This window comes from Tenacibaculum sp. 190130A14a, assembly GCF_964048965.1.
Lineage (GTDB): Bacteria > Bacteroidota > Bacteroidia > Flavobacteriales > Flavobacteriaceae > Polaribacter > Polaribacter polynesiense.
Genome location: NZ_OZ040189.1, coordinates 3,719,586 through 3,735,086 on the forward strand (window position 1 = coordinate 3,719,586; position 15,501 = coordinate 3,735,086).

13 protein-coding genes are annotated in these 15,501 nt (G+C 34.5%); 1 reads left to right on the forward strand and 12 read right to left on the reverse strand.

What is annotated here, in order from left to right; genetic code table 11:
* Window positions 1-486 carry an acetyl-CoA carboxylase biotin carboxyl carrier protein subunit gene (locus tag ABNT22_RS17450; RefSeq protein ID WP_348717984.1) on the reverse strand — a complete coding sequence of 162 codons (486 nt, stop codon included), beginning with the start codon at window positions 484-486 and terminating at the stop codon, window positions 1-3.
* 493 nt (window positions 487-979) lie between these two features.
* Between ABNT22_RS17450 and ABNT22_RS17455 the strand changes: the two genes are divergently transcribed.
* Window positions 980-3,349 carry a TonB-dependent receptor gene (locus tag ABNT22_RS17455; RefSeq protein WP_348717985.1) on the forward strand — a complete coding sequence of 790 codons (2,370 nt, stop codon included), beginning with the start codon at window positions 980-982 and terminating at the stop codon, window positions 3,347-3,349.
* A 56-nt stretch (window positions 3,350-3,405) separates the two neighbouring features.
* On the opposite strand, the gene ABNT22_RS17460 is transcribed toward ABNT22_RS17455, so the two are convergent.
* From ABNT22_RS17460 to nrfD, 11 genes are all read right to left on the reverse strand, one after another.
* Complete coding sequence (locus tag ABNT22_RS17460) at window positions 3,406-3,678, reverse strand: heavy-metal-associated domain-containing protein (protein ID WP_348717987.1); 273 nt, start codon at window positions 3,676-3,678, stop codon at window positions 3,406-3,408.
* A 4-nt stretch (window positions 3,679-3,682) separates the two neighbouring features.
* Window positions 3,683-4,051 carry a rhodanese-like domain-containing protein gene (locus tag ABNT22_RS17465; RefSeq protein ID WP_348717988.1) on the reverse strand — a complete coding sequence of 123 codons (369 nt, stop codon included), beginning with the start codon at window positions 4,049-4,051 and terminating at the stop codon, window positions 3,683-3,685.
* A 6-nt stretch (window positions 4,052-4,057) separates the two neighbouring features.
* The gene (locus ABNT22_RS17470) at window positions 4,058-5,464 is read right to left on the reverse strand and encodes an MBL fold metallo-hydrolase (protein ID WP_348717989.1); all 1,407 of its coding nucleotides are present in this window, start codon (window positions 5,462-5,464) and stop codon (window positions 4,058-4,060) included.
* 9 nt (window positions 5,465-5,473) lie between these two features.
* Complete coding sequence (locus ABNT22_RS17475) at window positions 5,474-7,204, reverse strand: solute carrier family 26 protein (protein WP_348717990.1); 1,731 nt, start codon at window positions 7,202-7,204, stop codon at window positions 5,474-5,476.
* A gap of 5 nt (window positions 7,205-7,209) precedes the next feature.
* Entirely contained in the window at window positions 7,210-8,232 is a 1,023-nt protein-coding gene (gene ruvB / locus ABNT22_RS17480; RefSeq protein ID WP_348717991.1) for a Holliday junction branch migration DNA helicase RuvB, read from the reverse strand.
* A 316-nt stretch (window positions 8,233-8,548) separates the two neighbouring features.
* Complete coding sequence (locus ABNT22_RS17485) at window positions 8,549-10,318, reverse strand: cbb3-type cytochrome c oxidase subunit I (RefSeq protein WP_348717993.1); 1,770 nt, start codon at window positions 10,316-10,318, stop codon at window positions 8,549-8,551.
* Between the two features lie 33 nt (window positions 10,319-10,351).
* Window positions 10,352-11,359, reverse strand: coding sequence for a cytochrome c oxidase subunit II (locus ABNT22_RS17490; RefSeq protein WP_348717994.1), 1,008 nt, complete (start codon window positions 11,357-11,359; stop codon window positions 10,352-10,354).
* Between the two features lie 34 nt (window positions 11,360-11,393).
* Window positions 11,394-13,004, reverse strand: a complete 1,611-nt coding sequence (locus tag ABNT22_RS17495; RefSeq protein WP_348717995.1) for a quinol:cytochrome C oxidoreductase — start codon at window positions 13,002-13,004, stop codon at window positions 11,394-11,396.
* 25 nt (window positions 13,005-13,029) lie between these two features.
* Window positions 13,030-13,575, reverse strand: coding sequence for a cytochrome c (locus ABNT22_RS17500; protein WP_348717996.1), 546 nt, complete (start codon window positions 13,573-13,575; stop codon window positions 13,030-13,032).
* 5 nt (window positions 13,576-13,580) lie between these two features.
* Window positions 13,581-14,108, reverse strand: coding sequence for a DUF3341 domain-containing protein (locus tag ABNT22_RS17505; RefSeq protein WP_348717998.1), 528 nt, complete (start codon window positions 14,106-14,108; stop codon window positions 13,581-13,583).
* The gene (nrfD, locus tag ABNT22_RS17510; protein WP_299106495.1) at window positions 14,098-15,498 is read right to left on the reverse strand and encodes an NrfD/PsrC family molybdoenzyme membrane anchor subunit; all 1,401 of its coding nucleotides are present in this window, start codon (window positions 15,496-15,498) and stop codon (window positions 14,098-14,100) included. The genes ABNT22_RS17505 and nrfD overlap by 11 nt, the downstream gene beginning before the upstream one ends.
* Window positions 15,499-15,501: the final 3 nt, after the last annotated feature.

Here is a 15,501-nt window from a genome sequence, read left to right on the forward strand (position 1 = left end):
TTATTCCATTTCTATTAAAACCGCATTCTTCTCTACTTTATCACCCGCTTGTATGGCTACCGATTTTACTATACCATCTCTCGGTGCTAGTAAGGTGTTTTCCATTTTCATGGCTTCTAATACCAATACTCCATCTCCTTCTTTTATTTCTTGACCAACTTCAACAGCAACAGAAACAATTAATCCAGGCATTGGTGCCTTCATATCGTTTTCTTTCTTTTCTGCCGCTACTTCCAATCCTAATTCGTCAATTAGCATGTCTAACTCATTAAAAATTTCTACTTCATAGATATTTCCGTTAATTTGAACAGTATATGTTTTTTGATTGAAGTTTGTTTGTAATATAGTTGCCTGATACGATTGATTTTCTTCAAGTATATGGAACTCGTTTTTTGATTTTGTTACGATGTCTAACGCTTCTATTTGCGCTTCGGTAAAATCAAAACCATGCGTTTTATTAACGCTTGTTTTAAAAGTTTTACTCATAAATGTCTGATTATTTCCCTACTAAAATATTAAAATTACAACGGACTGAATGAGTTAATCTTATAAATTGATTTAAATGGCTTACTTCTGAGGTAATAACCCTATACTCTTTTAAATGCTACCTTTTAAAAACACACTTTTTATCATTCTTATTTGATATTTCATATGTACCTTTGCCCCGTTCTCGTAAAGGGGTGCCTTTTTGAGTTATTAGTGTTTAGTTGATAGTTATATAGTTAACTTAAAAATTCCACATTAAAAACTTATAATTAAAATCAGGCTGAGATCATACCCAATGAACCTGGGCAAATAATGTTGCCAAGGGAAACTAAATGTCATTACATGGTAATGGGGGAAATTACTGTAGTAATCTAGTTTTATAGAAACATTATGTTTCTTTTTAAAATTTCTTGTAATGACAAATAATTATTCAAACAAAACATAGAATAATTACCTCTTTTTATTCAATTTTATTTTATAAAAAATGAGACTAATGTCTTTTGTTAATCAAGTGAAGATAGTAGCTTTTTTAATGGTGATGTTTACGAGTTTAACCGTAAATGCACAAACGTTTAATGTATCGGGTAAAGTATTTGATGAAAATCAAAAGCCACTTATAGGTGCTTCTGTACTAGTTACCGAACTTAATAAAGGAACTTCTACAGATTTTGAAGGAAATTTTAAATTACAACTTCCACAAGGAGAACACGTAATCAAAGTTAATTTTATCGGGTATAAAAGTGCGGCTCAAGGAATAGCTATTGTAAATGATCAACCGCAAACAATAAACTTTTATTTAACTCCTGATAACAATACGCTAGATGAGGTATTGGTTTCTGCAGTTCGTGTAAAGGCTGATGCGCCGGTTACTCATTCTAACTTAACTAAAAAAGAAATTGCAAAACGTAATTTAGGACAAGATATTCCTATTTTGATGAATTACTTACCGAATGTAATTTCTTCATCTGATGCAGGTGCTGGAATTGGATATACTTATTTAAGAGTTCGTGGTTCAGATGCTTCTAGAGTAAATGTTACCGTAAACGGAATCCCTTATAACGATGCTGAAAGTCAAGGAACTTTTTGGGTAAATATGGGTGACTTTGCTTCTTCTACACAAAGTTTACAGTTACAACGTGGAGTAGGTACATCTACTAATGGATCTGGAGCTTTTGGTGCAAGTTTAAATATTTTAACAGATGCTGTTTCTGAAGAAGCTGGAGGAGAAATTTCAAACTCTTTTGGTTCTTTTGGTACAAGAAAACACACCGTAAAATTTACAACAGGTAAATTAAACGATCATTTTGAGTTTGCTGGACGTTTATCTAACATTTATTCTGATGGTTATGTTGATAGAGCTTTTACTGATTTAAAATCGTATTTCTTACAAGGTAGTTATACTGATGAGAATACTTTAATTAAAGCATTGGTTTTTGGAGGTAAAGAACAAACATATCAAGCTTGGTTCGGATTAACTGCTGATCAGTTGAAAGAAGATCGTCGTCAAAATCCATATACCTACGACAACGAAACAGATAACTACCAACAAGATCATTACCAATTACACTGGAATGAAACCTTAGATGAAAATTGGTCTACAAACATTGGTTTAAACTACACTCGCGGAAAAGGGTATTTTGAGCAGTTTAAAGACGGAGAAGATGCTGCAGATTATGCTGGATTAATTAATGACGGAAGTGATGTCATTGTTAGAAGATGGTTAGACAATCATTTTTATGTGGCTAATTTAAATGTAACGTATAAAGGAGACAACTTTGAAATTATTACAGGAGGTTCGTATAGTGAATATGATAATGATCATTATGGAGAAGTAATTTGGGGAAGCGATTTAGCTCCAAATACAAATATTAGAGATCGTTATTATGAGAGTGTTTCTAACAAGGAAGACTTTAGTATTTTTTCTAAAGCCACTTTTAATGTTACTGATCAATTAAAGGCATTTGTTGATTTACAAGGACGTTTTGTTACCTATAAAACGCTTGGACTTACAGATGATTTAGATGTTATTTCTGTGAACGAAGTATACAATTTCTTTAATCCGAAATTAGGGGTTACTTATAAAATTAACGATGAGCATAGTGTATATGCTTCTTATGCTCGTGCAAATAGAGAGCCTAACAGAAATGATTTTGAGGGTGGTAATTCTAAACATGAAAGTTTAGATGATTATGAATTAGGATGGCGTTTACAAAATGAAACAGTAAAACTAAATACTAATGTGTACTACATGAACTACCAAAATCAGTTAGTTTTAACTGGTGCTATTGATCCGAATTCTGGAGAACCTTTAAGAGCATCTAGTGGAAAAAGTTACCGATTTGGTATTGAGATTGACGCAGATATTAAGTTAGACGAAACATTGTTTTTAAGACCTAATGTGGCTTTTAGTAAAAATGTAAACAGCGATTTTTATGCTACGATTGATGGTGAGCTTAGAAACTTAGGAGAAACACCTATTACTTTTTCTCCTGACATTGTGTTTGGAAATGCTTTGGTATATGCTCCAATAAAGAACTTACAAATGTCATTTTTATCTAAATATGTTGGTAAACAATTTATGAGTAATTTAAATAGTGAAGTATCTGATCAAGATGTCTTAAAAGGATTCTTTACAAGTGATTTTAATATTACCTACGAATTAAAATTCGATAAAATAATTAAGTCGGTAGTATTCACTGGTTTAGTAAATAACATTTTTGACAAAGAGTATGTAGATAGAGGATATTACTATACGTTTGATGATACTTGGTCTAATCCTGGACAAACTACCACAGTTGATGGTGCTGGTTTTTATCCGCAGGCTACTAGAAACTTTTTAATTGGGGCTACTATAAAGTTCTAAAAATGGGGGAATGCTAGAGAAAGTAAAAACCGAGCCTTATGGCTCGGTTTTTTTATTTAATCTTCTTTATTTACTCTTCCAACTGCACAACTAACAAACGATTTTGCTTTGTGCATAATAGTGTTCTTATCTCCTACTTCTGGATATCCTAGTTTCGATAGCTTTTCTTTTATTTCTGAAAGTAAACTTTCTTCCGAAGAAAACGAAACCAATGATTTTTCTACATCTACTTTTACTTCATCAACTCCCTTAATGCTAGATAATCCTTTGGTAATTGTAGCTGCACAACCTCCACATTTCAAATTTTCGATATATACTTCTTGTTGCATGCTACTAATTCTTTAATTTCCATTCATTATATCCTCCTACTACATTGTAAACTTCAAAACCTTTTTTAGAGAGTACTTCTGATGCTTTTTTACTCCTCCCACCGGATTTACAATACACATAAACAGGCTCTCTTTTGTCTAACTTTTCAAGTGCTTGCTTTTCAAAATCTTCATCAAAAAGATTTATACTTATAGCTCCTTCTATAATTCCATATTCCCATTCTTGTGGAGTACGAACATCTAATAATTGCACTTTAGTAGTTGTTAAAACTTCCTGTAAACTTTCAACAGAAACATCTTTTAAACTTGGGTTTTGAGGTTCGCAAGAAACACACCAAAACATCAAACCTATGAGTGCAATTAGCTTTTTCATTCAATGTTATTTTAAGGTAGAAGGACATACCATTGCTGTCCTTTCAATGTTTGTTTCTTTGATTGCCTTATAACCACCAGCTACATCTATTACATTATGAAATCCTCTTGATTTTAAGATAGATGCTGCAATTACCGAACGATATCCTCCTGCACAGTGAATGTAAAAGTCTTTATCGGTAGGGAATTCACTAATATGATCATTTAAATAATCTAATGGAGTACTTGGCACATCTACAATATGTTCATTTGCATATTCTCCTGGTTTACGAGAATCAAATACTGGTGCTCCTTCTTGAATTGCTTTTTCTAAATCTTGTGCAGATACCGAACGTAAGGTGTCAATTTCTTTTCCTGAAACTTTCCAAGTATCAAAACTTCCTTCTAAATATCCTAATACATTGTCAAACCCTACACGAGATAAACGTGTAATAGCTGTTTCTTCATCTCCTTTTGGAGTAACCAATACAATGGGTTGTGCTACGTCTTTAATTAACGCTCCTACCCAAGGAGCAAAGGTTCCTCCTAAGCCAATAAAAATTGAGTTTGGAATAAATCCTTTAATGAATTCTGATTGATGACGTACATCTAAGATAATAGCTCCTGTTTCGTTTGCTATAGTTTCAAATTCACGAATAGATAATGCTTTTGCTCCTGACTTGATTACTTCGTCTATAGACTGGTATCCTTCTTTATTTAGTTTTACGTTTAAAGGGAAATATGCTGGAGGAGGTGTTAATCCTTCTGTTACTTCAGCAACAAACTCCTCTTTGGTCATATCTTCTCTTAAGGCATAGTTGGTTTTCTTTTGTTCTCCAATAGTTCCAACTGTTTCTTTGCTTAAATTTTTACCACAAGCAGAACCCGCTCCGTGTGCAGGATATACGATTACTTCATCTGCTAACGGCATAATTTTAGTACGTAAACTATCGAATAGCATCCCTGCTAAATCTTCTTGTGTAATATCTCCTTTCTGGGCTAAATCGGGTCTACCAACATCTCCTAAAAACAAGGTGTCTCCACTAAAAATTGCATGATTTTTTCCAGAAGCATCTTTTAATAGATAGGTAGTACTCTCCATAGTATGCCCTGGTGTATGCAATGCTACAATGGTAAGGTCTCCTACTTTGAACGCTTCATTATCTGTTGCGATATGTGCGTTAAATGATGTTTTTGCTGTTGGGCCATATACAATGGTAGCACCCGTTTTTTCAGCTAATGTAACATGTCCACTCACAAAATCTGCATGAAAATGAGTTTCAAAAATATATTTAATATTCGCGTTATCTTTTGCCGCTCTATCTATATAAGGTTGTACTTCTCTTAATGGGTCAATAATTGCTACCTCTCCATTACTTTCTACATAGTACGCTCCTTGTGCTAAACAACCTGTATAAATTTGCTCTATCTTCATAATATTAGTTTAATCGTACGCTTGATGAATATACTGTGCGTATTTTATTTGTGATTTATTATCTCCTGTTTTGTGAAAAATTACGGCATCATTGGCTCTCATAAAAAAGTGGTTCAATGATACAATTTTTAATAAGCCTCCTCTAAATAAGGCATCTCTTACTGGGCCTTTTACTCCTGCAAAGTAAAACTGTACGTTTTTCTTTTCGAAGTATTTTATTCTATCTTTTAACATTTCAACTCCAGTACTATCTACTCTGTTAATGCTTTCGGCATCTAAAACAATTAGTTTTAAATCATTTCCTTTTTTTTCTACCATGTGATCTAATCGCTCTCTAAAGTAACTAGCGTTTGCATAGAATAATTGTGCATCAAAACGAAAAACAAGTACTTCTTTATCTAAAATAACTTCTTTAAACCTGTTTTTGTTTCTATAAAAATCGGAATCTGGTACTTTTCCTAATTCTGTTACATATGGGCGAGAAGTTCTAAATATTAAGATGATTAATGATAGTCCTACTCCCGTTATAATTCCGTATTCAACTCCAAATATTAAGGTAGACACAAAGGTTGCTAATAATAGCCAAAAGTCTAAATTATTGGCTTTAAACAAACGTACTGCCTCTCTTACACTGATCAGGTTAAAAACCGCAACGATAATAATGGCTGCTAAAACTGTTTTTGGTAAAAAGTAAAATACGGGGGTTAAAAACAATAGGGTTAAGATTACCAATACTACTGAAACCAGCGCTGATACTCCTGTAGTTCCTCCTGCTTCTGCATTAATTGCTGAACGCGAAAAGCTTGAGGTTGTTGGGTAAGCTTTAAAAAATGACCCTACTATATTTCCTAAACCCAATGCAATTAATTCTTGATTGGGTCTTATACGATATTCGTCTTGTTTTTCTTCTAAAGATTTTCCGATAGAGATGGTTTCTAAATACCCTACCATTACCAAAGTAAGTGCAATAGGCATTAGTTCTCTTATCAAATAAAAATCTACTTCTGGAAGTACAAATGATGGTAACCCTGACGGTATATCTTTTACGATAGCTACATCTACCAATTCTTTGCCAAATACATGCATAATTGTAATTCCTAATACCACGACTACAATAGCACTAGGTATTTTTTTATTTATTTTTCTAAGCACCATTATAATGGCACAGGCAATCAATCCTATAATGGTAGTATGTACATTAAAGCTTGCTATTTTATCTATAAAATCTTCATAGAGTACTTGAATTTGATCACTTTGTACAAAATCGACACCTAACAAATTTCTAAATTGGTTTAATCCAATGGTTAGTGCTACTGCTGAGGTAAATCCTGTGATTACGGGTTTTGATAAAAAGTTTACAATAAATCCTAATCGGAACACTCCCATTAAAAATTGTATGCATCCTACAATTAGGGCTAACAATATTGCAATGGATATATAACTTTCTGAACCCGTTAATGCAAAGGTAGAAACTCCTGTTGCAACGATTAATGAGTCCATAGCAACGGGTCCAATTGCTACTTGACGAGAAGACCCAAAAATGGCATACATTACTTGCGGTAAAAGTGCAGCATACAATCCGTAAATAGGAGGAAGACCCGCAATTAACGCATAGGCGATTCCTTGTGGAATTAAAATGATGGCAACAGTAACTCCTGCCAAAACATCTCCTCTTAGCTGCGTTTTTTTATAATTGGGTAACCAATCTAAAATAGGTATGATTCTTTTAAGTAATTTCATATACATTAAAACAGTTCACCTTGATTTCTCCCTCTAATTCTCCCTAAATGTTTGTATGCTAAATCGGTAACTTCTCTTCCTCTAGGTGTTCGCATGATAAATCCTTGCTGAATTAAAAAAGGTTCATACACCTCTTCAATGGTTTCGGAGTTTTCTGCTACTGCGGTTGCCAATGTGGTAATTCCTACTGGACCTCCTTTAAATTTATCGATGATAGTAGATAGTATTTTATTATCCATTTCATCTAAACCATGGGCATCTACATTCAATGCTTTTAAGGCATACTTTGCAATTTCTATGGTAATATTTCCGTCTCCTTTTATTTGTGCAAAATCACGTACTCTGCGCAACAATGCGTTTGCGATACGTGGTGTTCCTCTACTTCTTCCTGCTATTTCAATAGCTGCTTCCATAGAGATTGGAACGTTTAATATATAAGCACTTCTTTGAATAATGGTTGTTAAAAGCTCTGTTGAATAGTAATGCAAACGACTACTAATTCCAAAACGTGCACGCATTGGTGCGGTTAACAATCCTGAACGAGTAGTTGCTCCTACTAGTGTAAATGGCTCTAAATTGATTTGTACCGTACGTGCATTCGGTCCTGACTCAATCATAATATCGATTTTATAGTCTTCCATCGCTGAATACAGATATTCTTCTACAATAGGGCTTAATCGATGGATTTCATCTATAAACAGTACATCACGTTCATCTAGATTGGTCAATAATCCCGCTAAATCTCCAGGCTTATCTAAAACCGGACCTGAGGTTACTTTGATACCTACTCCTAGCTCATTGGCTAAAATATGCGCTAGGGTTGTTTTTCCTAATCCAGGAGGTCCATGAAACAAGGTATGATCTAAGGCTTCTCCTCTTTGATTGGCAGCCTCTACAAATATTTTTAAGTTTTCTATGGCTTGATCCTGACCTGTAAAATCATCAAACGAGAGTGGACGTAGTTTTTTTTCTACATCTAATTCATCGTTTGAATAATGTTCTTTATCTGGATTTAAGTTTTCGTTCATATGGGTACAAAGATACTTTAAATAAAAAGTTTGTTATGTTATCTAAGTTACATAACATCTAGGCGCTAAGATACACATTGTAACACATCTACTCAACCCTTGTAATTGATCTTTGTTTTTTGTTTCATTATGATTGATAAACTTATGGTCGCACTCTACTTATTACCATCAAATCAACCATACGCGCTAATTAACAATTATTATATCTCTTCTTATTATTATAATAAAAACTATTTAATTAAGATAACTTCACTCTTAGGCACCAAAAAAGCCTTTCCATTTTTGGAAAGGCTTTTAATTTTATATACTTTATTGCTTAAGATGGCTCTTCTCCATCTAACAACGGTGTTGTTTGCAATACGAAATCTTTTCCGTGAACATAGTTTCCGTTTTCATCTGTCTTACTATAATCGTAAGCCCAACGGTGAACTTCTGGAATAGCTCCTGGCCAGTTTCCGTGGATGTGTTCTACTGGAGTAGTCCACTCTAATGTATTAGAATTCCAAGGGTTTTGTGAAGCTTTTTGACCTCTGTAAATAGAGATAAAGAAGTTTGCTAAGAAGATTAACTGTGCTAAACCTCCAATAATTGCCATCACTGTCATAAATACGTTAATATCTGCTAAATCATCAAACATTGGGAAGTTTGAGTTTGTATAATAACGACGTGGTAAACCAGCTAATCCAATAAAGTGCATTGGGAAGAATACTCCATATGCAGAGATAATTGTAATCCAGAAATGCCAGTATCCTAATGTTTTGTTCATCATTCTACCATACATTTTTGGGAACCAGTGGTAAATACCAGCAAACATTCCAAATAAAGCAGATACACCCATTACTAAGTGGAAGTGTGCTACTACGAAATATGTATCATGTACGTTAATATCTAATGCAGAATCTCCTAATACTAATCCTGTTAAACCTCCTGTTACGAATGTAGATACTAATCCGATAGAGAATAACATTCCAGGGTTCATTTGTAAATTACCCTTCCATAGTGTAGTTACATAGTTAAATGCTTTTACTGCCGATGGAATTGCAATTAATACAGTTGTAAATGTAAATACAGATCCTAAGAATGGATTCATTCCTGAAACGAACATGTGGTGACCCCATACAATTGTAGATAAGAATGCAATTGCCATAATCGATCCAACCATTGCACGGTAACCAAAAATTGGTTTACGAGCGTTTGTTGAAATAATTTCAGAAGTAATTCCTAATGCAGGTAATAAAATGATATATACCTCTGGGTGACCTAAGAACCAGAATAAGTGCTCAAATAACACAGGTGATCCTCCTTGGTAATGTAATACTTCACCAGAAATAAAGATATCTGATAAGTAGAACGATGTTCCAAAGCTCCTATCGAAAATTAATAATAACGCTGCTGATAATAATACTGGGAATGAAATTACCCCAATGATTGCTGTAATGAAAAACGCCCACATTGTTAATGGTAAACGCGTCATTTTCATACCCTTTGTACGTAAGTTTAATATTGTTACGATATAGTTTAACGAACCTATTAATGATGATGCAATAAATATTGCCATAGATACTAACCATAACGTCATACCTGCACCAGAACCAGGAATTGCCTGAGGTAATGCAGATAACGGTGGATAAATTGTCCATCCTGCAGATGCTGGTCCTGCTTCAACAAATAATGAAACAACCATTACTACAGATGAGATAAAGAACAACCAGTATGATACCATGTTTAAGAAACCTGATGCCATATCTCTTGCTCCAATTTGTAATGGAATTAATAAGTTTGAAAATGTACCACTTAATCCGGCTGTTAATACAAAGAATACCATGATAGTACCGTGAATAGTCACTAATGCTAAGTACATATCTGGATCCATAATTCCATCTGTTTGATGAGAACCTAAAAATGCTTCAATAATTGAAAACGATTTCTCTGGCCATGCAATCTGTAAACGGAATAACATAGACATAAACACCCCAATGATACCCATAAACATACCCGTTACTAGGAATTGTTTAGAAATCATTTTGTGATCGGTACTAAAGATGTATTTAGTTACAAATGTTTCTTTGTGATGGTGATCTGACATAATTCTATATCTTTATATAATCTTTAAAATATCTTATTTAATAACTTGAGCTAAGGTCTTTTGTTCTGACAACCACTTGTTGTATTCAGCTTCTTCAACAACAGTAATTTTCATTTGCATATTGTAGTGAGATGCTCCACAAATTTTATTACATAATAATAAGTAATCAAATACATATGGGTCTTCTCCCTTAGCCTTTCTTATTTTATTAATTCCTGCTGCTTTTGCCTTAACCTCTTCATTCTCCCTCATTTCCTCAGTAGTATACTTAGGTGTAAAAGCGAATTGCGTAACCATACCTGGTACACAGTTCATCTGCGCTCTAAAGTGTGGCATATACGCAGAGTGTAATACATCTTGCGAACGGAATTTGAATAATACTTTTTTACCTTTTGGTAAGTATAATTCTGTTACCTGCTTGTCGTCTTGAGATTTTGGGTCAGACATGTCAACTCCCATAGTATTGATACCTTTAATGAAGTTTACATTTCCTAATCCTAACTCATTATCTGCACCAGCATAACGAGCATCCCAACGGAACTGTTGAGAATACACCTCAATTACAATTGGGTTTTCATCATCTCCAACATACATTACGTTGTTCCAAGCCCATAAACCGTATCCAATTAATAATACAATGGTAACTGCTGGAATAACTGTCCAAATTAATTCTAATTTGTGGCTGTCTGCGAAGAATAACGCCTTTCTATCTTTATTACCTCTATACTTGTATGAGAAATAGAAAATTACAAATTGCATTCCGAATTGAACAATACCAATTAACCAGAACGTGATATCAAATAATCTATCATCGTGTTCTCCTTCAATAGAAGCAGATTCTGGTAACATAAGAACGTTCATTGCAATTAAACAGTAAATCATCATTGCATATAAAAAGGCTAGGAACCCTAATGCTAATTTACCTTGTGTATCGTTGTCTTTATCTGTAGCAATTACCGAACGTAAATTCATTACACGAGTAATTTGCCAAAAGCTTACTCCTAGTGCAACTGCTATGAAAATATAAAATAAAGCGAGCATATTATCTAAACTATTATTGTTTTCTAATTATTTATTAATGATGACTATCGTTGTCTTCTCCTCTGTGTTCGATAATGTAATAGTGGAAAGTTTCACTCTCGTGTAAGAATGGGTTTCCTTTAGCTACAGGATCTGCTTTTGCAAATGCACTAAATGTAGCATAGATGAATAATCCCATAAAGAATAAAATACCACTAATTTCTCCTATTCCGAATCCCCATTGACCTCCAACAGTTCCAGGCATAATCATTACGAATAAGTCAACATAGTGACCTACTAAGATTACAATACCTCCTAATACTACAAACCAAGGAATGCTCTTAAAGTCACTATTGATTAATAATAATACTGGGAAAACGAAGTTCATAACTACCATTCCTAAGAAAGGTAATTTATATTCATTAAAACGTTGAACGAAATAAGTTGTTTCTTCTGGCATATCTGCATACCAAATTAACATAAATTGAGCGAACCATAAGTATGTCCAGAATACAGAAAAACCAAACATAAATTTCGCTAAATCGTGAATATGACTATCATTTACTAATGGTAACGCTCCTTTAGAACGTAAATAAATCGTTACAATAGCAATTACAGTTAATGCAGAAACTAAGAACGTAGCTAATACATACCAACCAAATAATGTAGAGAACCAGTGTGGGTCAATTCCCATAATCCAGTCCCAAGACATCATAGATTCAGTAATCATAAAAGTAACTACGAAACCAACTGATAAGTTATATAAGTTCTTGTGTAATTTTAAATCACCATTATCTTGTTGAATAGATTTTCTTCTAATGATGAAACGTAATCCATTCCAAATTGCTAAATAAACAATACCTCTAATAGTCCATCCTGGTACATTCATCCACCATTTTTTAGCATCTACGATAGGATCATAGTTTGGGCTTGCAGTATCAAACACACCATCTGCCATCCACGGGAATAAGTGTGTGTAATGCATTGCAGTAAGTACAATGAAGATTAATACAAAGATACTTACAAAGTGTAAGTTGTTTGTGATTGCCTCCATAACTCTGAATAATACTACTGACCATCCAGATTGTGCTACTCTTTGCGCCGCATAAAAAGCCATTACTAATAAAGTTACTCCTAAGAAGAATAACATTGCAACATAAAATGCAGACCAAGGTCTGTTTTTCATTTGATGATATACGTGCTCCGCATGTGCCTCTCCATGATCTTCACCATGCGCCTCAGCAGCAGCGTGTAGTTCTTCTTTTACTTCTTTATGTTCTACAACCGGCTCTGTATGAGCAGCAGTTGAATCTTGCGCATGTGCTTCTTCCCCGTGAGACGCCGCTGCAGTACTGTCTTGTGCATGTGTCTCTTCTTGAGTTGCCGCTGCAGTACTATCTTGTGCGTGCTCTCCTTCATTATGGATTTCTTCAGCATGCGTTTCTTTTGCGTGATCTTCAGCTTTAGCTTCTGTAGCATGATCTTCTTTTGCCTCTCCATGTGCTGATCCATGACCACCATGATGAGCATCGTGCTGTTTTGCTAAAATTTCTTTTGCCTCTTCTAATGATTTAGGTGCAGACATGAAACTAATTCCTGTTCCAACAGCTCCTAAAACCATTAAAATAATGGCAAGCATCTTTAATTTTCCTGAAAACTGATACATATCTTAATTATCTAATTTTATAGACTTACTTTAATTCGCTTTTTAACTTCTCTACGTATTGAACTACTTGCCAACGCTCCTTGTAATTCAATTGAGATGCATGAGATCCCATTAAGTTCTTACCGTACATAATTACATGGTAGATACTTCCTTCTGTAATATCTCTATCTTTATAGTTAGGGATACCGTTGAATTTATCTCTCTTAACTAATTCTCCATCTCCAGCACCTTTTTTACCATGACAAGAAGCACAGTAAATTCCGTATAACTCTTTACCTTTTTCAAGGTTAGCTTCGGTATTAGCTAAAGGATTCTTTAATTCAGCTTTTGCCTTTTCATATCCTTCATTTGTATCAAGAATATCATAAGCTACTACTCCATTTCTACTTACCGTACCAGCAACAGGCAACCTGTTTACAGGAACATCTCCAGCAGATCTTACACCGTTTGCATCGTAAGGTACCGATACATACATATCTGGCATGTATTGTACTTGTGGTTTACGTTTGTTGTTACAAGAAGATAAACTTGCAACAGCAACTAAAGCGATAAATATTTTTAAACTCTTCATATGTTTTAGTGCTTATCTACTACGTTAATTTCTACAGCTCCTGTTGTTTCTAACAAAGCTTTTAACTCTTCTTCATTATCATGAACTGAAATTTCCATTAAGAAATGGTCATCTGTTGTTCTTGGATCTGGATTTTCTGCTTCTTTAAATGGCCAAATCTTACTTCTCATATAAAAAGTAATAACCATTAAGTGGGCTGCAAAAAATACTGTTAATTCAAATAAGATTGGAACAAACGCCGGCATATTTTCTGCCCAAGAAAAACTTGGTTTACCACCAATATCTTGTGGCCAGTCAGCAATCATTGTATACCATGTTAACCAAACAGCAATTGAAGTACCTGTAATACCATATAAAAATGCTGTAATTGCTAAACGCGTAGGAGCTAAGCCCATTGCCTTATCTAATCCGTGAACTGGGAAAGGCGTATATACTTCTTCAATATGATGATGTGCTCCTTTTACTTTCTTAACGGCATCCATTAAGATATCATCATCATTGTATAATGCGTGAATTACTTTATTAGTGCTCATTGTTCTCCTCTCTTAATTTTTTATAACTCTCTCCTGAAGATTTCAAGATTGTTTTAATCTCTGCTGTTGGTATTACTGGGAATGTTCTAGCGTATAATAAGAATAATACGAAGAAGAACCCGATAGTTCCAATAAAGATACCTACATCTACAAACGTAGGCTCAAAACGCCACCAAGTTGATGGTAATTGACCTTTACTTAATACAATTGCGATAATATCGAAACGCTCAAACCACATACCAATGTTAATTGCAATTGATACGATGAATGAAACGATAAAGCTTCTTCTTGCTTTCTTAATCCATAATACTTGTGGAATAATGATGTTGAATATCATTAAAGACCAGAATGCCCATCCATAAGCTCCTGCTTCTGCACCAAATGATAAGTATGTATAATTTTCATATGGTGATCCTGTATACCAAGCGATAAAGAATTCTGTTGCATATGCTACTGCTACAATACCACCTGTTAAGATGATTACAATGTTCATATACTCCACGTGTAAACGTGTAATATATGCTTCCATATTTGTAACCTTACGCATAATTCCTAATAACGTTTGTACCATTGCGAATCCTGAGAAGATTGCCCCAGCAACGAAATAAGGAGGGAAGATTGTAGAGTGCCATCCTGGGTTTACCGATGTTGCGAAGTCAAACGATACAATTGTGTGTACCGAAAGTACTAACGGAGTAGCTAAACCTGCTAATACTAATGAAACTTCTTCAAAACGTTGCCAGTCTTTTGCTCTACCAGACCATCCGAATGATAATAAAGCATATATTTTCTTTTGGAAAGGCTTCACTGCTCTATCACGAATCGTAGCAAAATCAGGTAATAAACCAGTCCACCAGAATACTAATGATACCGATAAATACGTAGAAATTGCAAATACGTCCCATAAAAGCGGTGAGTTAAAGTTTACCCATAACGAACCAAATTGGTTAGGAATTGGTAATACCCAGTATCCATTCCAAGGACGTCCCATGTGAATGATTGGGAATAATCCTGCCTGGAATACCGCAAAGATGGTCATCGCTTCTGCAGAACGGTTAATTGCCATTCTCCATTTTTGACGGAATAATAAAAGTACAGCAGAAATAAGTGTACCTGCGTGACCAATACCAACCCACCAAACGAAGTTAGTAATATCCCACGCCCAACCGATGTTTTTACTTAATCCCCAAACACCGATTCCTGTTCCTACTGTGTAGAAGATACATCCGAATCCCCATAACATTGCTGCTAACGAGATATAAAATGCGATGTACCAATTTTTGTTCGCTTTACCTTCAATTGGTCTAGCGATATCCTCTGTAATATCATGGTAAGATTTCTCACCAAGTATTAAAGGCTCTCTATAAGATGATTCGTAATGAGACGACATAAT